The organism is Brevibacterium sp. CT2-23B (genome assembly GCF_013168765.1).
Lineage (GTDB): Bacteria > Actinomycetota > Actinomycetes > Actinomycetales > Brevibacteriaceae > Brevibacterium > Brevibacterium sediminis.
In genome coordinates, this window is record NZ_JABBYK010000006.1 from 91,411 (window position 1) to 111,429 (window position 20,019).

General features: G+C 65.2%; 18 protein-coding genes and 1 tRNA gene. 9 read left to right on the plus strand and 10 right to left on the minus strand.

Features of this window, described 5'->3' with window-relative positions; translation table 11 throughout:
* Positions 1 to 119 precede the first annotated feature (119 nt).
* A complete protein-coding gene (locus HIM68_RS15275) occupies positions 120 to 1,499 on the plus strand; it encodes an acyltransferase (RefSeq protein WP_172173654.1) in 1,380 nt (459 codons plus the stop codon).
* Here HIM68_RS15275 and HIM68_RS15280 read toward each other — a convergent pair.
* Entirely contained in the window at positions 1,414 to 1,944 is a 531-nt protein-coding gene (locus HIM68_RS15280; protein ID WP_172173657.1) for a DUF1992 domain-containing protein, read from the minus strand. The two genes, HIM68_RS15275 and HIM68_RS15280, sit on opposite strands and share 86 nt — an antisense overlap.
* A gap of 135 nt (positions 1,945 to 2,079) precedes the next feature.
* Positions 2,080 to 2,161 (minus strand) — tRNA-Tyr (locus HIM68_RS15285).
* 160 nt (positions 2,162 to 2,321) lie between these two features.
* On the opposite strand from HIM68_RS15285, the gene HIM68_RS15290 reads away from it, so the two are divergent.
* Entirely contained in the window at positions 2,322 to 2,813 is a 492-nt protein-coding gene (locus HIM68_RS15290) for a YajQ family cyclic di-GMP-binding protein (protein ID WP_167194552.1), read from the plus strand.
* A gap of 95 nt (positions 2,814 to 2,908) precedes the next feature.
* Here HIM68_RS15290 and HIM68_RS15295 read toward each other — a convergent pair whose 3' ends face one another.
* Both HIM68_RS15295 and HIM68_RS15300 read right to left on the minus strand, forming a co-directional pair.
* Complete coding sequence (locus HIM68_RS15295) at positions 2,909 to 3,835, minus strand: RelA/SpoT domain-containing protein (RefSeq protein WP_172173660.1); 927 nt, start codon at positions 3,833 to 3,835, stop codon at positions 2,909 to 2,911.
* Between the two features lie 230 nt (positions 3,836 to 4,065).
* Positions 4,066 to 5,484 (minus strand): FAD-dependent oxidoreductase, encoded by a 1,419-nt coding sequence (locus tag HIM68_RS15300; protein ID WP_139468591.1) that lies wholly within the window; start codon positions 5,482 to 5,484, stop codon positions 4,066 to 4,068.
* A gap of 179 nt (positions 5,485 to 5,663) precedes the next feature.
* Between HIM68_RS15300 and rarD the strand changes: the two genes are divergently transcribed.
* The 4 genes from rarD to HIM68_RS15320 all read left to right on the plus strand — a co-directional run bounded on the left by rarD (position 5,664) and on the right by HIM68_RS15320 (position 8,826).
* Entirely contained in the window at positions 5,664 to 6,575 is a 912-nt protein-coding gene (gene rarD / locus HIM68_RS15305) for an EamA family transporter RarD (RefSeq protein ID WP_172173663.1), read from the plus strand.
* A gap of 188 nt (positions 6,576 to 6,763) precedes the next feature.
* On the plus strand, positions 6,764 to 7,165 hold the full coding sequence (locus HIM68_RS15310; protein ID WP_172174274.1) for a GntR family transcriptional regulator: 402 nt from the start codon (positions 6,764 to 6,766) through the stop codon (positions 7,163 to 7,165).
* Between the two features lie 3 nt (positions 7,166 to 7,168).
* A complete protein-coding gene (locus tag HIM68_RS15315; RefSeq protein WP_172173666.1) occupies positions 7,169 to 8,086 on the plus strand; it encodes an ABC transporter ATP-binding protein in 918 nt (305 codons plus the stop codon).
* Entirely contained in the window at positions 8,083 to 8,826 is a 744-nt protein-coding gene (locus tag HIM68_RS15320; RefSeq protein ID WP_172173669.1) for a hypothetical protein, read from the plus strand. The genes HIM68_RS15315 and HIM68_RS15320 overlap by 4 nt, the downstream gene beginning before the upstream one ends.
* A gap of 41 nt (positions 8,827 to 8,867) precedes the next feature.
* On the opposite strand, the gene HIM68_RS15325 is transcribed toward HIM68_RS15320, so the two are convergent.
* The 4 genes from HIM68_RS15325 to HIM68_RS15340 all read right to left on the minus strand — a co-directional run bounded on the left by HIM68_RS15325 (position 8,868) and on the right by HIM68_RS15340 (position 13,142).
* Positions 8,868 to 9,935 (minus strand): permease, encoded by a 1,068-nt coding sequence (locus HIM68_RS15325; protein ID WP_172173672.1) that lies wholly within the window; start codon positions 9,933 to 9,935, stop codon positions 8,868 to 8,870.
* A 69-nt stretch (positions 9,936 to 10,004) separates the two neighbouring features.
* Positions 10,005 to 11,015 carry a polyprenyl synthetase family protein gene (locus tag HIM68_RS15330; protein WP_172173675.1) on the minus strand — a complete coding sequence of 337 codons (1,011 nt, stop codon included), beginning with the start codon at positions 11,013 to 11,015 and terminating at the stop codon, positions 10,005 to 10,007.
* 94 nt (positions 11,016 to 11,109) lie between these two features.
* On the minus strand, positions 11,110 to 12,411 hold the full coding sequence (locus HIM68_RS15335) for a geranylgeranyl reductase family protein (protein ID WP_172174277.1): 1,302 nt from the start codon (positions 12,409 to 12,411) through the stop codon (positions 11,110 to 11,112).
* A 2-nt stretch (positions 12,412 to 12,413) separates the two neighbouring features.
* On the minus strand, positions 12,414 to 13,142 hold the full coding sequence (locus HIM68_RS15340) for a demethylmenaquinone methyltransferase (protein WP_172173678.1): 729 nt from the start codon (positions 13,140 to 13,142) through the stop codon (positions 12,414 to 12,416).
* Positions 13,143 to 13,224: 82 nt separating this feature from the next.
* On the opposite strand from HIM68_RS15340, the gene HIM68_RS15345 reads away from it, so the two are divergent.
* Positions 13,225 to 14,595, plus strand: coding sequence for an isochorismate synthase MenF (locus HIM68_RS15345; protein ID WP_172173681.1), 1,371 nt, complete (start codon positions 13,225 to 13,227; stop codon positions 14,593 to 14,595).
* Positions 14,596 to 14,652: 57 nt separating this feature from the next.
* On the opposite strand, the gene menD is transcribed toward HIM68_RS15345, so the two are convergent.
* Entirely contained in the window at positions 14,653 to 16,425 is a 1,773-nt protein-coding gene (menD, locus tag HIM68_RS15350; protein WP_172173684.1) for a 2-succinyl-5-enolpyruvyl-6-hydroxy-3-cyclohexene-1-carboxylic-acid synthase, read from the minus strand.
* 59 nt (positions 16,426 to 16,484) lie between these two features.
* Here menD and HIM68_RS15355 point away from each other — a divergent pair, with 59 nt between their 5' ends.
* Together HIM68_RS15355 and HIM68_RS15360 are read left to right on the plus strand one after the other, a co-directional pair.
* Positions 16,485 to 18,011, plus strand: coding sequence for an alpha/beta hydrolase family protein (locus tag HIM68_RS15355; protein ID WP_172173687.1), 1,527 nt, complete (start codon positions 16,485 to 16,487; stop codon positions 18,009 to 18,011).
* 15 nt (positions 18,012 to 18,026) lie between these two features.
* Positions 18,027 to 18,737 (plus strand): hypothetical protein, encoded by a 711-nt coding sequence (locus tag HIM68_RS15360; protein WP_172173690.1) that lies wholly within the window; start codon positions 18,027 to 18,029, stop codon positions 18,735 to 18,737.
* A 52-nt stretch (positions 18,738 to 18,789) separates the two neighbouring features.
* Here HIM68_RS15360 and HIM68_RS15365 read toward each other — a convergent pair whose 3' ends face one another.
* Entirely contained in the window at positions 18,790 to 19,950 is a 1,161-nt protein-coding gene (locus tag HIM68_RS15365) for an o-succinylbenzoate synthase (protein WP_172173693.1), read from the minus strand.
* Between the last annotated feature and the right edge of the window lie 69 nt (positions 19,951 to 20,019).

Genomic DNA, 20,019 nt, shown 5'->3' on the forward strand with positions numbered 1-20,019 from the left:
CTGTGCGGCTGCCGGCGAACAACACGCTTGCAGGCCCGCACTCCACCGCCGCAGCGATGCAACTGATCTGACACATCGTCGCCACCCGCCAAGGCGCGAACCCACCTACCGTAGACACTGTGAACACTTCGATCCCCCGCCACCGTGATCTCACCCTCGACCTCGCCCGCGTCGTCTGTGTGCTCGTCGTCGTGTTCGTCCACCTCCTGCTCGTCGGGGTCGGCCGCAACCCGGACGGCTCACCTTTCATCATCAACCCGGTCTCCGGCGAGCGCTGGTTCGCCCCGGCCACCTGGATCGCCGAGATCATGCCGATGTTCTTCGTCGTCGGTGGATTCGCGGCCAAGGTCGGCTGGGAATCTGCACAACGTCGCGGCGAATCGGCTTCGACCTTCGTCCGCACCCGCTTGCGACGCCTCGCGCTTCCGGCGCTGCCGCTATTCATCGTCCTCACCGCTGCTCTCACCGCCGTCCTAGTCCTCGGCGTCGACCCGGACTTGGCCGATGCCATCGCTGTCCCCGTCGGTTCCGTCCTGTGGTTCCTCGCCGCGTACGCTCTCGCCCAGGCCTTGGCACCCTGGATGATCCGCTGGCACGAACGCAATCCGTGGCTGGCCCTCGTCGTCCTCTTCGCCGGAGCGTTCTTCGTCGACGTCGTCCGCCTCGTCGTCGGCATCCAAAGCCTCGGACTCGATCGGATCCCCGCCGACGGCTACGGCATCGGCGACGAACTCTTCGGACTGCCCAACGTTGGCTTCGTCTGGCTCTTCGCCCAGCAGATCGGCTTCTGCCTGCGCGACGGCTGGTTCTCCCGTCTCCGCTGGTGGAACCTCGTCATGATCGTCGCCGGATTCGCCTGCCTGGGACTGCTCGTCATCCTCGGGGAGTACTCGGCGTCCATGCTCACGAACCAATGGCCGCCGACCCTGCCGCTGGCCGTCCTCGCCGTCATCCAAGCCGCCCTGCTGACCCTGCTCCACCGACCGCTGACAGCGATCATGGACCGTCGCTTCGCCCAGGCCATCGTGTTCTTCCTCGGCAGCCGACTCATGTCCGTCTACCTATGGCACGTGCCGGCGATCGTCCTGCTCACCGGAGTCCAGCTGCTGTGGCTGCCGATGCCCGATCCCGGCACCGGAGCCTGGTGGCTGACGCGTCCGGTCTTCGTCATCGCCGTCCTGCTCGTCGTGTGGGCGATCTCGACGATCACGAAACGTTGGGAGAGCCCCCGCCCGGTTCTCTCCCCGAGGTGGCCCTCCGATGCCGTCACCGTCACCGCCGTTGCCCTCTTCGTCGTCCAATCCCTGGCGATCTCGAGCTACGGACTCGACCTGCCACTGGCCATCCTCGGCCTGGTGTGCACCACGATCGCAGTCAACCTCACTGAAGACAGCGCCACCGCTCGTTCCCACATCAGCGACGGAAACGATGCCACCATCGCCGAGGTGAACCCACCGATTCCGGAGCGGCGGGCTGGTCCCCCGGTTCCGCCTCGGTGACGGTGTCGTTCTTCTTCGCATTCCGACGCCGCCGCCATGCGGTTATCTCCTTCTCCACATCGCGGGGCGGAGTGAACACGGGCGGGCCGTCGCGCAGATCCATCACGGCCTCGCGCACCCGGGCGTTGAAGCCGGCGAGGTAGTCGCGGACCTCGGACTCGGTGGAGAAAGCGTCGACCGTGTCTTCGAGGACGGCGTTCTCCTTGCGCAGCTGAAACGCCTCCGGAGCGACGCCGTTGATGCCTTCGGTATCCATCTTCTGCTTGATCCACCAATCAGGATCAGATGAGCTGTGCAACCCGGACAACGGCTTGCCCAGACCCGGCAGATCATCGAAATCACCACGCTTGATGGCTCGGTCGAGAGCGGATTCGACGACAGCGTTTCGGTCCTCGAGCGAATTCAGACGCCGAGGCGACTGCGTGTCATCCGTGTCATCGCTCATCGGTTCGCCCTCCTCGGCGGAGCATTTCCACCCTGTCCTCACACGGTAGGCGTCGGCCGGGCGCCGGGCAAGGGAAAGCGCGGAAAACGAGAAAAGCTCCGTGACCTCTCGGTCACGGAGCTTCTCCGTTCTGCGTGGCAGATATAGGATTCGAACCTATGAAGGCAATGCCGGCTGATTTACAGTCAGCTCCCTTTGGCCGCTCGGGCAATCTGCCGCAGGTGGCGCTCGATGAGCACCTGAAAAGAATACAAGGCTCGGACCCGAATCTCCAACTCGGTAGACGCAGATCACAGTTCGGGGCCTCGACTAGACTCGGGGGCAACAGCCACGCCCGTTTCCGACGGGCATCAACGATCGCAGACAAAGGAGCATTCATGGCCAGCGAATCCTCATTCGACATCGTCAGCAAGGTCGACCGCCAGGAAGCCGACAACGCACTCAACCAGGCCGCGAAGGAGATCAACTCCCGCTATGACTTCCGCGGCACCGATGCGTCGATCGCCTGGAGCGGCGAAGCCGTGCAGCTGAAAGCCAACAGCGAGGACCGGGTCAAGGCCATTCTCGACGTCTTCCAGTCGAAGCTGGTCAAGCGCGGAATCTCGCTGAAGTCCCTGGAAGACGGCGAACCGTACCCCTCCGGCAAGGAGTACCGCATCGATGCGTCCCTCAAGGAGGGCATCGACAAGGACAATGCGAAGAAGATCTCGAAGATCATCCGCGACGAGGGCCCCAAGGGCGTCAAAGCCCAGATCCAGGGCGACGAGCTCCGCGTGAGCTCGAAGAAGCGTGACGACCTGCAGGAAGTCATCGCTCTGCTCAAGGGACAGGACCTCGACGTCGACCTGCAGTTCACGAACTACCGCTGATCGCCAGCGCACCACGCCGGCCCGGTCCGCACTGCTGAGTGCGGACCGGGCCGGTATCGTATTCGCCCGTAACGCTGTGCCCCGAAAGAGGCTGGTCAGTGTACGGGGAGCTCGAGCGGGATGTAGTACAGACCTTTCGAGTCTTCTTCAACGCTGGCCCGGAGGCGATCGTCGAGGTGGATGAAATCGTTGACCTTGATGGTGCCCTTCTGGCCGCTGAGGCGACGGATGGCGAAGGCTGGGATGAGCCCCTGCCGTCCCGAACCGTCGACGGCGAGCGCGTATTTCGGGCCGGTCGCGCGGACCCGGACGTCGATGCCCGTGTCCTGTTCCCGCAGTTCGTCGAGTTCGACGACGGGTTCCGGGTTCGTCAGCGCGGTGAGCTCGACGGCCAGGGTATCGGCCATGTCATCGACGGTCGCGAGCATGTTCGCCATGGCACGGGCGAATTCGCCGTGCAGCTTGCTCGGCTTCATCGCCGCGCCGGGTTTGTACATGTCCTCGTGTGTCAGTTCGCTCCAGGCGTCCTGGAGCCGGGTCTTGACCTGGATCTCGGCGAAGACAGGAGGCCCCTGGTCGGAAGGAATGCGCAGTATGACGTGGCAGGCGCGGTACCCGCTGGCCTTCGGCGGGTCCGTATAGTCTTTCCACTCGATAAGTTCGAAGGCGCCCAACTGATCGGGGTCGCGCAGCGCGGCGAACATCATCGACTGATCGCGCGGTGATTTGCACAGCACCTTGACGCCGACGATGTCGCGGACCTGGTCTTCGACATCCTCGGTGGAGGTGATCGTCAGATCCGGATCGTCGTCGGTCTTCTCCGTCAGCTTCGCCAGGGTCCGTGCCGCGTCCTTGATCCGATGGCCATCGACGTCGAGGCGGGAGATGTCCTTGTCCTTGAGCAGGCCCTTCTGCTGTTCGGTCAGCCAGTGTTTGATCCGCACCGCCGCCGTCTGCCAGGCGTTGAGCCGTTCGACATAGGCACGTTCGACGATCGTCTTGAGCTGCGATTCGTTTCTCACGCGGTCTCCCCTGCCGGCCTTCGGTGCAATGGTCCACGCTCGCTGGTGCGATCTGCTGCACGCGGGCATGACTTGGTGTGCGCTGGCGTGATCTGGACGTCTCCGACTCTACGTGGTGGAAGCATCAGGCACCGGCAGCGACTCGTCTCCCCGTTGCAACGAGGCGAGAAGTCACTGCCGGTGCCAGATGACCCAGGAGTGGAGGAAATGTCGCGAAATGCTCCGCAGGCTCAGCTGCCTGCGGACGGCTGGCCGACGGATTCGGCGGTGACGTGTCCACGCGCCTCGGCGAGCATGGCTTCACGGGTGGCGAGCTTGATGCGCTCACGGCCCTCGACCTCGCCGGCCGCCTTCTCAGCGGCCTCGACGCGGTGGTAGCCCTCCCAATCGGCGAAGTCGACGCCCTTGGATTCGAGGAGCTCGATGATGGCCGATTCGTCCGGGTACACCGGCTCGGTGAGCACACCGGCGGCACGGTCGTCGAGGATGTGGCCGATGGTCTCGAGCGCATCGCCCTTTGTGTGGCCGATGAGTCCGACGGGTCCGCGCTTGATCCACCCGGTGGTGTACACGCCCTGAACGACATCGGCTTCGGCGGCCGTGGTCTGATCATCGGAGTCGACGACGCGACCCTCGTGGTTCGGGATCACACGCTTGCGATCGTCGAAGGGCAGCTGCGGCAGCTGAGTGCCCGCATAGCCGACGGCACGGTAGACGGCATCGAGCTCCCAATCGTGGAAGCTGCCGGTGCCGTTGACTCCGCCGGAGCCGTCGAGTTCCATGCGTTCGGTGCGCAGCCCCGTCACCTTGTCCTCGCCGAGGATGGCGACCGGTGAGTGCAGGAAGTGCAGGTGGAGACGCCGCTTCGCTCCGGTGGGTTCGCGCATGGTGAAGTCCGTGAGCGTCTTCGCGACCTGCTTGGTCTGGTTGCTCGACTCGATCGCCTGCATCGATCCTTCGTCGAACTCGAAGTCCTCCGGGTAGACGATGAGGTCGACGTCCTTGACGGCGCCGAGTTCGCGCAGCTCCAGCGGCGTGAACTTCGCCTGAGCCGGTCCGCGACGGCCGAAGATGTGGACATCGGTGACCTTCGAGGACTTCAGCCCCTCGTACACGTGATCGGGGATCTCCGTGGTGTGCATATCGTCGGCCTGCTTCGCCAGCACGCGGGCGACGTCGAGAGCGACATTGCCGTTGCCGATGACGGCGACGCGTTCGGCGTCCAACGGCCAGGACTGCGGGACGTCGGGATGCGAGTCGTACCAGTTGACGAAGTCCGCGGCGCCGTAGGATCCGGGCAGATCGATGCCGGGCAGGTCGAGGGCGGCGTCGACGAAGCAGCCGGTGGAGAAGATCACCGCATCATAGCGGTCGGTGAGCTCTTCGAGGTGGAGGTCGACTCCGTACTCGACATTGGAGAACAGGCGGATGTCGCCTCGGTCGAGGACCTTGATCAGGGCGTTGATGATGCCCTTGATCCGCGGGTGGTCGGGAGCGACGCCGTAGCGGACGAGCCCGAAGGGAGTCGGCAGACGATCGAAGAGATCGATGCTCAGATCGAAATCACGTTCCGCCTTTGTCATGAGATCGGCCGCGTAGATCCCAGCAGGACCGGCGCCGACGATGGCCACCCGGAAGGGACGAGTCATTCTCACACCTCTCTATTCAGTCCCATCGAGTCTATCGTCAATGTAGGTCATCCTTACAATGACGTGACCAAACTCGCATCACCGCCGCCCGGTCGGCAGACTGCACCCCTCACCGCCCTGCCATCTCACCGGCGATCCCGCCGGCTCCCCCGAACCCAACCCTCACTAGACTGAAACATGTGAGCCAGAACCCTGCCCCCGATGAGAGCGCAATCCGCCGTGCCGGCCTGATCAACGGATTCTCCGCCTACCTGCTGTGGGGTGTGATGCCGCTGCTCTTCGCCGCCGCGGCTCCCACCGGCGCCCTCGAACTCGTCTCCCATCGCGTCATCTGGTCACTGGTCTTCTGCGCCATCCTCCTCGTCTTCACCGGCGGATTCCTGCGCACCTGGCAGATTCTGCGCTCACCACGCCTCTTCGGCCTGCTGCTTCTGGCCTCGGTGCTCATCGCCGTCAACTGGACGACGTTCATCTACGGGGTCGAAACCAACCAGCTCGTCGAGATCTCACTCGGCTACTACCTCAATCCGCTCATCTCCATCGGCCTGGGCGTGATCTTCCTCGGTGAGAAGCTGCGCCCGCTGCAGTGGACTGCCGTGGGCTTCGGTCTGCTCGCGGTCATCATCGTCGGCATCGGCCTCGGCCGAGTCCCCTACCTCGCGTTCACCGTCGCCCTGTCCTTCGGCCTCTACGGGCTGGTGAAGAACAAGGTCGGCAGCCGAGTCGGCGCGCTCGAAGGCATGGCCGTCGAAAGTCTCGTCCTCGCTGTTCCCTCGGCGATCTACCTCATCGCCCTCGGCTCGCTGGGACTGCAGACGTTCACCGGCTTCGGCGGCTGGCACGTCTTCGTCATCATCATCACCGGGCCCGCCACCGCGATCCCGCTCATCCTCTTCAGCGCCGCCGCCCGCCGCATCCCGCTGTCCTGGGTGGGCATGCTCCAGTACCTCACTCCGACCATCCAATTCACCCTCGGCGTCACGGTGCTCGGCGAGATGATGTCGACGACCCGCTGGATCGGGTTCTTCGTCATCTGGATCGCCGTGATCCTGCTGTGCACGGACATGATCCGCCACAGCCGGCGCCGCTGACTCCCGACACATCTCTATTACTACCTGACGGCGGCTCAGCAACCTCGCGCGAGGTTGCTGAGCCGCCGTCAGGTAGTAATTGGGGCGGGTTCCAGGATTACCCGATCGAATCGTCTCCGGCCCTTGACACCACCATTGGCACCATGGTTCATTAGTTAAGTAACTAACCAACCTACATGGAGGCGAATGTGATCGACGACGCCAAACCCCTGTTCACTCAGATCGCCGAGAAGGTCGAGGACTCGATCCTCAACGGCACCCTGCCCGAGCTCTCCCGAGCACCATCGACGAACGAGCTCGCGACCTTCTACTCCATCAATCCGGCCACCGCCGCCAAAGGCATCAACCGACTCGTCGACAAAGGTGTGCTGGAGAAGCGCCGCGGCATCGGAATGTTCGTCACCGAGGGGGCCCGCGCTCTGCTCATCAACGAACACCGAACCACCTTCTCCGAGAACTTCATCAGCCCCCTGCTGAACGAGGCCAATCGCCTCGGGCTGGGGTCGAAGGACGTGATCGCGCTCATCGAAGAGCGCTCCCGAGAACTCCACCTGACCACCGCACTCGATCCGACCGCAGCGAAGGGATGACCCATGAACTCCGTCGTCGAGGTCCGCCGCCTCACCAAGACGTATAAGACCACCACCGCCCTCGACGATGTCAGCCTGAGCATCGACGAGGATTCGATCTACGGCCTGCTCGGACGCAACGGCGCCGGCAAGACCACCCTCATGTCCATCCTCACGGCCCAGAACTTCGCGACCAGCGGCGACGTCGAGGTCTTCGGGGAGGAGCCGTACGAGAACGCCCGCGTACTCAATCGCATGTGCTTCGTCCGTGAGAGCCAGAAGTATCCGGACGACTCGAATGCCCGGCATGCTCTGACCAACGCCCGCCTGTTCTTCCCCCACTGGGATCAGGACTTCGCCGACCAACTCGTCTCGGACTTCGATCTGCCGCTGAAGACGCCGATCAAGAAGCTCTCCCGCGGTCAGCAGTCGGCTGTCGGAGTCATCATCGGCCTCGCCTCCCGGGCCGAGATCACGTTCTTCGATGAGCCCTACCTCGGCTTCGACGCCGTTGCCCGGCAGACTTTCTACGACCGTCTCATCGCCGACTACGCCGAGCACCCGCGCACCATCGTGCTCTCGAGCCATCTCATCGACGAGGTCGCCGATCTCATCGAGAAGGTCATCGTCATCGACCGCGGCCGGATCATCATGGATGAGACCACCGAGGAGGTCCGCAGTCGCGCGGTCAACGTCGTCGGGGATGCCGACTCGATCAATCGGCTCGTCTCCGGTCGCGAAGTCATCCACCGCGAATCACTCGGCCGAGTCGCCTCGGTGACGATGCTCGGCCACCTCAGCAATGCCGACCGCGAACTCATCGCCGACGCCAACCTCGACCTCACTCCCGTCTCGCTGCAACAGCTCGTCGTCCGCAGCACCCAGGCAGATCTCGCCGAGACATCGGCAGCGGAGACCGACTCAAGGAGCCTGCAATCATGACCGCCGTCATCGACCATCCGCCCGGATCCCGCACATCGCGACCGAAGAACCGGATCCTCGGCGTCGTCCGTCTGCAGTTCACGAACACGCAGACCTTCGTCTGGGTGCCTCTGCTCATTCTTGTCGCCGCGTGGCTTATCACGCTCATCATCCACTGGATCATCGCCTCCGCAGGCGTGGACTCCCCCAAATACAGCGGTGGTTCGCAAGCGCCGCTGTGGTACTTCGCCGTCGTCGGTGCACAGGCGGTGAACCTCACGTTCTACTTCTCCCAGGCGATGAGCCTCACCCGACGGGAATTCTGCCTCGGCTCCCTCACCGCCGCGGCGATCAGCGCCGCGGGCGTCTCCTCCGTGTTCGTCCTCCTGGGACTCATCGAACAGGCCACCGACGGCTATGGCATAGGCGGCTACTTCGCCTACCTGTCGTGGGTGTGGGAACACGGCCCGCTCGGTGCCGGGTTCGTCTACTTCGTGCTCACGATGATGTGCTTCGTCCTCGGCTTCTGGTTTGCGATCTTCTACAAACGCGTCGGCGCCCTCATCCTTACGATCTCTCTCACCGGCATCGCCTTGGCTCTGTTGGCCGGGGCTGCGTGGATCAACGTCAATCGGGCCTGGCCCGAAGTATGGGCAGCGATCGTGGGTGCGCAGGCGATCGGCCTGGCCCTGTGGGCTCTGGGGCTGACAGTGATCTTCGCCCTGGGCTCGTACCTCACCCTGCGCCGCCTGACGACATAGTCCGCTATCGCCCTCACCGAGGCGGCGCCGCGGTCGGCTGCTCAGCTGAGCAGGGCCAGCGCTCCCCCAGCCAGTACCGCGGCAACCGCCACGGCCGCACCCATCGCTGCTGTCGTCTTCCACCCCATGGCCCGTCCGACCATGACCATCGACGGGATGCTCAGCGCCGGCAGGGCGATGAGCAGAGCACCCGTGACACCGGCCCCGACCCCAAGGGGAACGAGGGTGAGGATGATCGGGATCTCTCCGCCGGTGGGGATGACCAATAGGGTCGCCACAACCGCCACGATGAGGACGGCACCGGCACCCAATTGGGCTTCGAGCCCGAAGACACCGGTCAGCCACGGTGCGATGAGTCCGATGACGAAGACGAGCGCGAGGTGTTCGGGCACGAGGATGAGGGTGAACCTGGCCAAGGACCGCAGATAGCGCGTGGGCAGAGACAGCAGATTCGCCGAGGCGGGTGCGGGCTCGGGTGCCGCCTCGGCGGGGCCGTTCACCCACCGTCCGATGAGCGCGGCGGCACCGACCGCGACGAGGAGCGCGAAGACGATGCGCACCGCCATGTACTGCCACGGCAGGACGAGGGCCAAGAAGATGATGACCGCGGGGTTGAGCAGCGGATTGCCCACCCAATAGGCAAGAGCGGCCGAACGGCGCACACCCGAGTCCCGCAGGCCTGCGGCCACCGGTGCCGCGCAGCAGGTGCACATCATCGACGGCATCGACAAGGCGGCACCCACGAGGGATTGACCTGTGTGGCTGCGGCGGTTGAGCAGCCTCGGCAGCCAGTCACGCGGCACCAGTGCGTCGATTGCCGCCGCGACGAGCAGTGCCACCAGCAGCGCTTTCCACACGGCGGTGAAGTACACGAGCGTGAAGTCCCACGCGCCCGACAGCGACACCGTGTCTCCGGCGGCGTCGAACAGCGGGGTACCGTCCCACAGGGACGTCCGGCTCATCGTCCAGGCCTTGTCCCAGTACGGCAGCCATTTCGACCAGCTCAGGCCGACGACGAGCAGCACCGCGAGTACGCCGAGTCCGATCCAGTCGGCGGCGCTGAGCCTCTGCGGAGTCCGAATCGGTACCGAAGCCGAGGTATGCGTCATCGCGGTATGTCCTTTGTGCCTGTGCCGAAACGGCTGAGAGACAGTAGAGAAACGGTGAGGGGTGGGAGCTCAGGAGGTGCGGGCGACGACGGAGTCGGCGAAGGCGAACAGCGATTCCTTGATCTGGCCCTCCGGCAGCGGCGCCAGAGCCGCCTTGGCTTCATCGGCCCAGCGTGCAGCCTCTGCTCGGGCCTTCTCCGTCACCGGATGCGCTGCCAGCGCCGCACGGGCGGTCTCCAAAGCGTCATCGGAGGTCAGATCCGCGTCGAGGAGGTCGACCACCTCGGCGGCGGCGGCATCCCCGTCGGCGGCGGCCGCCCGAACGTAGAGCACGGGCAGGGTGGGAACGCGTTCACGCAGATCCGTGCCCGGGGTCTTCCCCGACTCAGAGGATGTGGTGGTGAGGTCGATGATGTCATCGGCGAGCTGGAAGGCCACACCGACGCGTTCGCCGAAGACCCGGACCGGTTCGGCCAGGGCCGAATCGGCTCCGGAGAACATGACGCCGAAGCGCGCCGAGGTCGCGATGAGCGATCCGGTCTTGTCGGCGAGTACCTGGATGTAATGCTCGATCTCGTCGGCGCCTTCGGGCGGGCCGGCGAATTCGTTGAGCTGACCGAGGACGAGACGCTCGAACGTCTCGGCCTGGATGCGCACGGCTTCGGGACCGAGCTTCGCGGTGACGCCGGAGGCCTTGGAGAACAGCAGATCGCCGGTGAGGATCGCCACCGAATTGCCCCACACCTCATGGGCGGCCTTCGCACCGCGGCGCACGGGAGCATCGTCCATGACGTCGTCGTGGTACAGCGAGGCGAGGTGGATGAGTTCGACGGCGACGGCCGCATCGATGATGTCGTCGTTCTCCGCATCGCCGAGGCGGGCGGTGAGCAGCACGAGGTTCGGACGGGCGCGTTTTCCGCCGGCGGCCAGCAGATGCTTCGATGTCTCGTCCGGCAGTCTCCGCGTCTGTTCGGTGACCTCGTAGAGACGGGCCTCCACGGTTTCCAACTGAGTCGAGAGCTCTGCCGCGAGCTGGGCGTCGTCACCGGTGAAGGTGGCCGGAGAGGCTGGGTGGCTCATGTCCTCGTCATTCGTCGTAGTCGGTGTCGGCATGGTGTTGTCGCAGCCCTTGCGCTCAGAGTTCTTCACTGTGGTCTCACCGTGGTCCTTGCGCTCAGACATTGCTGGTGGCCGGGACGATTCGGGTCAGGGCCGAGATGATCCTGTCGATGAGATCGGCCTCGGAGACCTTCGGGTCGCGGTAGAGGTTCGCCAACAATTTGACGACGAACTCCATCACAACGTCAACACCCATACCGTACTTGATTCCGAACTGCATGAGCGCAGGATGGCCGATGATCGAGGCGAAAACGCGACCCAGGGTGAAGTAGCCGCCCAGCGAATCTCCGAGCAGAGCAGGGTACTCCTCCAACCGACGACGCATCACGGACTGCGGGTAGCGCGAATAGGTGGAGATCACCTCGGCGGCGATGCGTGCGGATTCCAGGGCGTAGTCGATGCCTTCCCCGTTGAACGGGTTGACCATTCCGCCGGAGTCACCGACGAGCAGCAGTCCACGGTGGAAGTGCGGTGTGCGGTTGAAGGCCATCGGCAGGGCAGCGGATTTGATCGGACCCAGTGAGGTGGTTTCGTCGATGCCCCACTCGTGGCCCATGTCGGCGATCCACTGGTTCATCATTCCCCGCAGATCCACGGATTTGAACTGGGGTGAGGAGTCGAGCAGTCCGGCACCGATGTTCACGGTGCCGTCGCCGAGAGGGAAGATCCACCCGTATCCGGGCAGGGTCTCGGATTCCCCGGCCGCGTTCGTCGACCGCATCTCCACCCAGGATTCGATGTAGACATCGGCATGCCGTGGCGTCGTGTGATAGGCGCGGGCGGCGATTCCCATCGGACGGTCGTCGCGCTTCTCCAACCCCATCGACACGGCCAGGCGGGAGGAGACTCCGTCGGCTGCGATGACGATCGGTGCCCGGAAATGGGCTTCGGGGCCCACTCGGCGACCGCGGTGATCTGTTCCGGAGGCGTGGACGCCGCGGATCCACCCGTCGTCGCCCACGTCCGGGGACATGGCGCGAACCTGTTCGAAGAGCCGGGCCCCGCTGCGCTGGGCATGACGAGCGAAGGCTTCGTCCATGCTCATCCGGGGGCGAGTCACCCCGTAGTTCGGGGTGCCGTCGATCTCGGGCCAGTCGAGTTCGAGCCGGTGGCCGCCGCCGATGAGGCGCAGCCCTCTGTTGCGGTGCCAGCCGTCGGATTCCGGCAGCTCCATTCCGAGGTAGCCGGCTTCCTTCACCGCGCGCGGGGTCAAGGCGTCGCCGCAGATCTTGTCGCGCGGGAATCCGGACTTCTCCAGGATGATGACCTCGTGCCCGGCCTGGGCGAGGTAGGCGCCGATCGCCGAGCCGGCCGGGCCGGCACCGACGACGACGACTTCGGCGTCGAACTCATTCATCGTCAAGGCTGGGCCGGCTCCGTGGCGCCTGCCGCCTCGGCGGGTTTGAGGGCATGGTGGACCGCGACGATTCCGCCGGTGAGGTTGCGGTACTTCACCTGGTCGAAGCCGGCGTCGAGGATCTGGTGGGCGAAGGCGTCCTGGTTCGGCCAGGCACGGATCGACTCGGCCAGGTAGACGTAGGCTTCGGGGTTCGACGACACGGCACGGGCCAGCGGCGGCAGGGCTCTCATCAGGTACTCCTTGTACACGAGGCTGAAGGCATCGAGCGTCGGAGTGGAGAATTCGCAGATCACGAGACGTCCTCCGGGCTTGAGCACGCGCAGCATCTCGGTGAGCGCCAGGTCGACATCGTGGACGTTGCGGATGCCGAAGGAGATCGTGACGACGTCGAAGCTCGAATCGGCGAAAGGCAGGTCCATCGCATCGGCGTAGATGAAGTCGATCTGCGGGTGCCGACGGCGTCCCTCGGCGAGCATTCCCGTGGAGATGTCCCCGGCCACCACCTCGGCGCCGTGGTGGGTGAACGTCATCGAGGAGGTGCCGGTGCCGGCAGCCAAGTCGAGCACGCGCTCACCGGGCCCGGCGGCCACGGAATGGGCCACGGTGCGCCTCCAGGCACGGGCGAAGCCCAAGGAGAGGACGTCATTCGTGAGGTCGTAGCGGGAGGCGACATCGTCGAACATCGACGCGACGTCTGCGGGCTGTTTGTCCAGCTTGGCACGGTTCATGACCATATTCTCTCAACACCCGAACCGGGAGGGCGAATCCGGATCCCTGGTACTCGCGATCCTCAACTAGAATCGAGGCGACATGACTACGACTTTCGGCACTTCCGACATCCTCTCCGCCCCTCCGCGCCTGCATGTGCGGTCCCGTTTCGTCGACGATGTCGATCCGGGGCCCGGCTTCCCCTTCGAATCGGGACTGCCCACGACCGTGGAGCAGACGCTCGAACTGCTGCCCACCGACGGCTTCTCCTGCTGGGTCCGTGACACCTCCGGCCTCATCGGCTTCGGCCGCACCCTGCGCATTCGGACCCGCGGCCCCGAGAGGTTCACCGAACTCTCGGATGCGTGGAAGGCCATCACCGAGGCGGCTGAGATCGAGGATGAGGTCGATCTGCTCGGTTCCGGACTCATGTGCTTTGCCACGGTCGCCTATTCGGGGGAATCCGCGGTCGATTCGATCATCCATGTCCCCGAATTCGTCCTCGGCCGCCGCGGCGGCCGCGTGTGGCTGACCTCGATCTCGACGGCCGAGGTACCTCCTCTGCCGCCGATCCTCCATGCCGAACCGCTGCAGCGCGTGCACTCGGCCCATGCCGAGGCCGGCGAGCTCGATCCCGACAAATGGTCCCGGCTCGTCGAGCAGGTCGCCGCCATGCTCACTCCGATCGATAACTCGGCGGAGGTCGACGCATTCTCGGATGATCCGACTCTGCGCAAGATCGTCCTCGCCCGCGACGAGGTCGTCACCACCGGAGAGGACATCGACGTGCGTGCGGTGCTCGGTGCGCTCAACCGCAGCTACCCGAGCTGTTGGACCTTCGACATCGCCGGTCTCATCGGGTCGACCCCGGAGCTGCTCATCGGGGTCGAGAACAACAGAGTGACCTCACGAGTGCTGGCCGGAACCTACCGGGTGGAGAAGAACCCGATGGAGGAGATGCCGGCGGCTCGGAAGCTGCTGAGCGCGCACAAGGACAGCACCGAACATGCGTTCGCCATCGCCTCGCTGCAGCGCAGTCTGGGTTCGGTCGCCGAGGATGTCACCGTCGATGAGCGCCCCCACCTGCTGCCTTTGGCCAATGTCATCCATTCGGCCTCCGATGCGCAGGCGAACCTCTCCCCCGATTCCGGGCTCACCGCCCTCGACGTCGCCGCAGCGGTCCACCCCACTGCCGCCGTCGGCGGCTACCCGCAGGCGAGCGCCGTGGCCCGCGTCGATGAGCTCGAACCCCTCGACCGCGGCCGCTACTCCGGTCCCGTGGGATGGATGGACGGGCGCGGCAACGGCCAGTTCGGCATCGCCCTGCGCTGCGGCCAGCTCGAGGACCGCAACCGCATCCGACTGTATGCCGGTGCCGGGATCATGCCGGATTCGGATCCCGCCACCGAGGTGGCCGAGACGAACGCGAAGCTGGCCCCGATGCGCCGGGCGCTCGGTCTCGACCGAGACTGACTTTTCGCGCTCACCGCACCTCCCCTGCTTTCGGAAGACCGGTGAGAGTTCCGTCGCCTAGTGCGGTGCCGTCACCTCGATGATGCGACGGGCACCGGCGTCTCGCTGTCCGTCGATGCGGCCGAGAGCCGCTTCGAATTCCTCAGCGCTGGTCACCTGTTCGTGATCCCATCCGTACCCTGCAGCGAGGTCGGCGAAACCGCGACCGTGGGGAACGGTGAAATATCGTTCCAAGAAACCTTCGAGGTGGGGCTGGGAATGTTCGAGCCCGGAGAAGATCGCTCCCCCGTCGTCGTTGAGCACGACGATCGTCACGTCACCGGCATCCTCGGTGCTCGGGGTGAGCAGTCCTCCGATGTCGTGGAGCATGGCGATATCACCGATGAGCAGGACGACCGGCTCCCCCAGGCCCAGCGACAGTCCTGTCGCCGTCGAGATCAGTCCGTCGATTCCGGCGAGTCCGCGTGAGGCGTGGATGCGGGCGCGGATATCGGTGGCGTCGCTGAGATAGCGCACCGAGTTCGAGCTGGCAACGAAGAGAGTGATGTCCTGGGCGGCCAAATGCTCAGTGACCCTCCGCGCCGTCGCCTGGAAATCCTTCGCCGAGGCGGCACCCGGGTTCTCTCCCTTGTCCGGTTCCGGGGATCGTTCCGCAGACCGCTCTGTTCGTGCGGCTGCGACCAGCGACGTCCCGGCGTCGATCCAGGCGCGCACCCAGGTCTCCCCCGAGGCGGCGGTGCCCTGCGTCTCGCCCGCAGCCGTCTCGTCGTCCGCGACGGTTCTCTCGTCGCGGACGGTCAGGTCGAATGCATCGACGGCGTCGGGAATGCGCTGCACGGTCACGGTTTCGTCGGCGAGCAAAGCGGCGACGGGCCTGGTCAGGGTCGGTTTTCCGTGGACGATGACGGTGCGGATCGACTCGCGCAGCTCGGAGTGTTCGCTGAGCACGCGGGCATGGGCGGGCACGAGGGTCGACGCTTCGGCCGCTTCTGCGGCCGACGAGTTCGAATGATCGGCAGAGGTGCGGGCCAGCGGGCTCGAGGGTTCGGCCAGCACCGGAAGATGATGATCAGCGGCGAGCGCGCGCAGGGACTCGGCCGAATGCCCGCCTGCGTCTCCGGCAACGATGACGGTTCCTTCGGTCACGGTGATACCGAGGTTCGGATGAGACTCCGACGCGGTTGTGGTCGTGGTCGAACGTTGCCCGGCGCCGTTCCCAACCTGTTCGACGATCTCGTTCTTCCACGTGTCCAGCTCGTTCGGGGTGGGAACCAAGGGGGTGTCGAACTGCACATTGATTTGGACGGGGCCGGCCGCCTCGGTGCCGGTGTCCCTGCGTGACCCCAATGCTGCGGCCACGGCGTCTGACATCGTTCGGTGGACCGCCTCCGCGGTCTCACCGGCGGATATATCGAACCGGGCGCGGACATCGCTGAGCACCTGCGACTGGTCATCGATGGTCTGGTTGGCTCCGGTGCCGCGCAGCCGAGCGGGACGATCCGCGGTGAGCGCCAGCAGCGGCACGTGCCCGTACGAGGCCTCGAGGACGGCGGGATGGAGATTGGCCACGGCCGAGCCGGACGTCGTCACGACCGCCACGGCGGACTCACAGCCGCGCGCACGCAGACCGCGGGCCAGGCCGAGGGCGAGGAAGGCGGCATCACGCTCATCGACGCGCACATGAGCGCGGATGAGCCCCGCCTCGGCGAGCGGAGCCAGAGCATAGACCAAGGGGGCGGACCGTGAACCGGGGGCGAAGACGACATCACTGACCCCGGAATGGACCAGTCTTCGGGCAATCTGCTGCGCCACCGCGCTCGAATTCGACATCACCTGATATTCAACCACCTGACCACCTGTGGTTCACCTCCGCCCTCTAACCTCGAAAAATGCGCCGCTCGTTGATCATTGCGATGGGAGCACGAGCCATCCGCACTCTGACCGCGGCCCGCTCCCATCGCGGACGCTATCCCGCTCGCGACCAGACCACCTCCTTCCTCGGCCCCGAACCCCGCGGGAAGGACGCCCGGACCTGGCATATCCGGGACAAACGGAAGCTCTCGCCGAGGCTGCGCGAATTCTTCCTCTACTCCCCCGCGCTCGGTCGCACCGTCGGCGTGCGTGTACTGTTGCCGGGGATTCCCGCCGAGGTCAGCCCCGTCATCCACCTCTTCCACGGAGGCGGCGATGATTTCCGATCGTGGACGGATTTCGGTTCCGCCGAGGAGCTCACCCTTGACTCCCCGTACCTCGTCGTCATGCCCGACGGCGGGGCAGGAACCTATTCGCGTCTGGCTGTCGGCAGCAAGGTCCACGACTGGCCGCGATTTCATACCGAGGAGATCCCGGCGTTCCTCAAGGCTAACTTCTCCGTCGACTGGGCACCTGCCAGCCAACTGGTGGCGGGGCTGTCGATGGGCGGGTATGGGGCGATGAAGTACGCGGCCTGGCATCCCGACAGGTACGGATCGGCCGCCGCGTTCTCCTCTCCTCTGGATCCTCTGTCGACTGTGCCAGCCTTCGACATCATCGCGATGCGCGAAGGCGCGCGATCACTGAGCCTGTTCGGCGATCCCGCTCTCGACCGCAGCGAATGGCTGGCGAATTCCCCGTACGCTCTGGCCGAGAACCTCCGCGGCCTCGACCTGTGGTTCAGCGCCGGTTCCGGCAGCCTCGAAGGGGCGAAGGATCGCGACCTTCTGGAGTCGATGATCAGCTCGCAGGGCGAGCGCTTCTCTGCCCGGCTCAACTCCCTCGGCATCCGCCATTCCTGGTTTCCGCGCACCAGCGGCCTGCACAACTGGACGAGCTGGGAACGGGAACTCGGGGCGTGGCTGAAGACCCTCTCCAGGCGGCGCAACTATGCGAGTTCGGATCGTCGTCGGACAGATCGCGTGGCCGATGGCGGACAGTTCACCTTCCTCACCGGCCATGCCCTCTTCGACATCCATGGGTGGCGGGTGGAGATCTCCCGTCGTCGCGCGCAGGTGGTGCGCTTCGACGCCGTCAGCGCCGCCGGATTCTCTCTGACCGGGACCGGCAGCTTTCGTGTGCGCACTCCAGGTCTCTTCGATCCCGGCCGCCGCTACGACATCAGCGTGTCCGGTCCCAGCGGGGACAATGCCTATCAGCAGAAGGCCGACAAGAAAGGGCGGCTGACATTCACCGGTCGCCTGGCCGCGGCCATGCACGATCCGATCATCCCCGGAAAGCGCACCGCTCACTTCGCCACGCTGGGACAGGACGAGGTGACCACGGTGAGGATCGCCTCGGCACCGGTCGACGCGGCTGTCGATGGCGAAAGGTCCACAGCCGATGTTCCAGATCCGTCACAGACAGAATCCACGGACGATCCCACTGGCGTCTATATTGAGAGCGGTCGCGAATCGACGGCCGCTGATTCTTCAGAACGCTGACTCGAGAGGTCAACCATGAAACGCATACTCCCAGCCATCGCTCTTTTCGCCGGACTCTCCCTCGTCGGCTGCACGGGTGGAGGAGACAAGCCGGACCAGGCTGACGGCGGCGGTGACTCCTCGCAGGCGTCAGCCGAAGAGACCCCGCAGGCAAGCAAACTCGATGAGGCGAAGCTCAAGGAGATCCTTGAGTCGACCAAGGCCGAGGGTCAATCGTTCAAGGCCGTCGACGGTGCCGGCAATTCCTCCAGCGAGGCCGTCAAGGCCCTGGAGAGTTCTGAGTTCGAACCGGCCAAGTGCAAAGACATCACCATGAACCTCCTCAACGCCAACCTCGCCTCCAAAGGCACCACGGTCGCTGGAACCTCCACCGACAACATCCTCTCCGCGGCACTGTCGAGCTATGACGATCTGGACGGCGCACAGACCCAGATCGAGGGCGCCTCGAAGATCGCAGAAGAATGCAGCGATGTGAAGATCAAGACCGCCGGCGTCGAGATGTCGATGAAGTACAAGACCTTCGACGCCAAAGTCGACGGGGCAGACGAGACCAATGGAATCGTCGCCTCCGTCGAGGCCGGCGGACAGACAGCAATGAACCTGCGCATGGTCTACGCCCTCGTCGGCAACAATGTCGTGGCCGTTTCCAATATCGCCGATGTCGAAGAGGCCACCGTGACGAAGACCGCCGGTGCCTTCGTCGACGCGGTGAAGAACGCCGGCTGACCCGGTTCACCCGCGAGTCGATTCAGGCGGTATCAGTTCAATCAGAATCGGCTCAGCCTCGCAGGGCGCTCCAGCAATCCTGGAGCCGCTGCACCCACCACGCGAATCGTCCCGGATCCACCGCCAGCTGCTCCAGGCGGTCAGGGTCCGGGGCGATTCGCGTGACCGGGATGGCGCCGTCGACCGGAGTCAGGGCCGCCTCCTCCGCGACGACATCGGCGGTGAAGAGGCGCCCGGTGCCCAGCCCGCAGGCCACCCGATCACCGAGGATGTCCCGGCTGCGATCGGTGCGAGGCAGTCTGGCGGCGAGTTCGGCTCCGGCGGCCAGGCCGACGGATGACTCGAGAGCCGAGGACACGACAGCAGGCAGGCCCGAAGCGCCGATGACTTCGAGGGCGGCGCCGATCCCGCCCAGCGGCTGGACCTTGACGATGATGACCTCGGCCGCTCCGAGTTCGGCCACGCGCAGCGGGTCCTCGGCTTTGCGGATGGATTCGTCGGCGGCGATGACGATCGGCAGTCCTCGCCGGGCAAGCTCAGCGCGCAGTTCGGCCAGCTGCTCGACCTCGGGCACCGGCTGTTCGAAGTATTGGATATCGAACTCGGCAAATGTCTCACAGGCATCAAGGGCCTCGCTGAGCGTGTATCCGGCATTCGCGTCCAGGCGCAGCGTCGTCTCGGGGCAGAGCCTGCGGAATTCCCGTAGGCGTGTCAGATCCTCGTCAAGGGAGGCGAATCCGTGCTCGGCGACCTTCGCCTTGACGGTGCCGACCCGGTCATAGCGCGACAAGATCGGTGCGACCTGATCAGGTGGACAGGCGGGCAGGGTGCCGTTGACGTCGACGGTCTCACCGCTCGTCCCCGCCTCAACCTGCGCCGGAAAGGAACCGCGCACGGGAACGGTGGAGGGGGCCGCCTCGGCGAGGCCGGTCTTCTGCGGGATCAGCCCGGAGAATTCGAGGGAGGCACGCAGCCACCGGCTGGCCTCCTCGGTGCCGTATTCGACGAACGGGGAGAACTCCGCCCACCCGGAGGGGCCGGTGAAGAGCGCCACTTCCCGCTCCGTGATCCCCCGGAACCGGGTGACCATCGGCAGCCGCACCACATGCAGGTCCTCGATGACCTCCTCGAAGCGCTGCGGCAGATCAAGAAGTGCGGCAGCCGGAGCCTCTGAGTCCAGTGCGCCAGGGTGCGAACGTGCGAAATCGGCCATGAGCCCAGACTAACCTCCGCCGACCCTGCCACTCCTGTCTGCCGTTCGGAACCTCACCGTCCGCCGCCC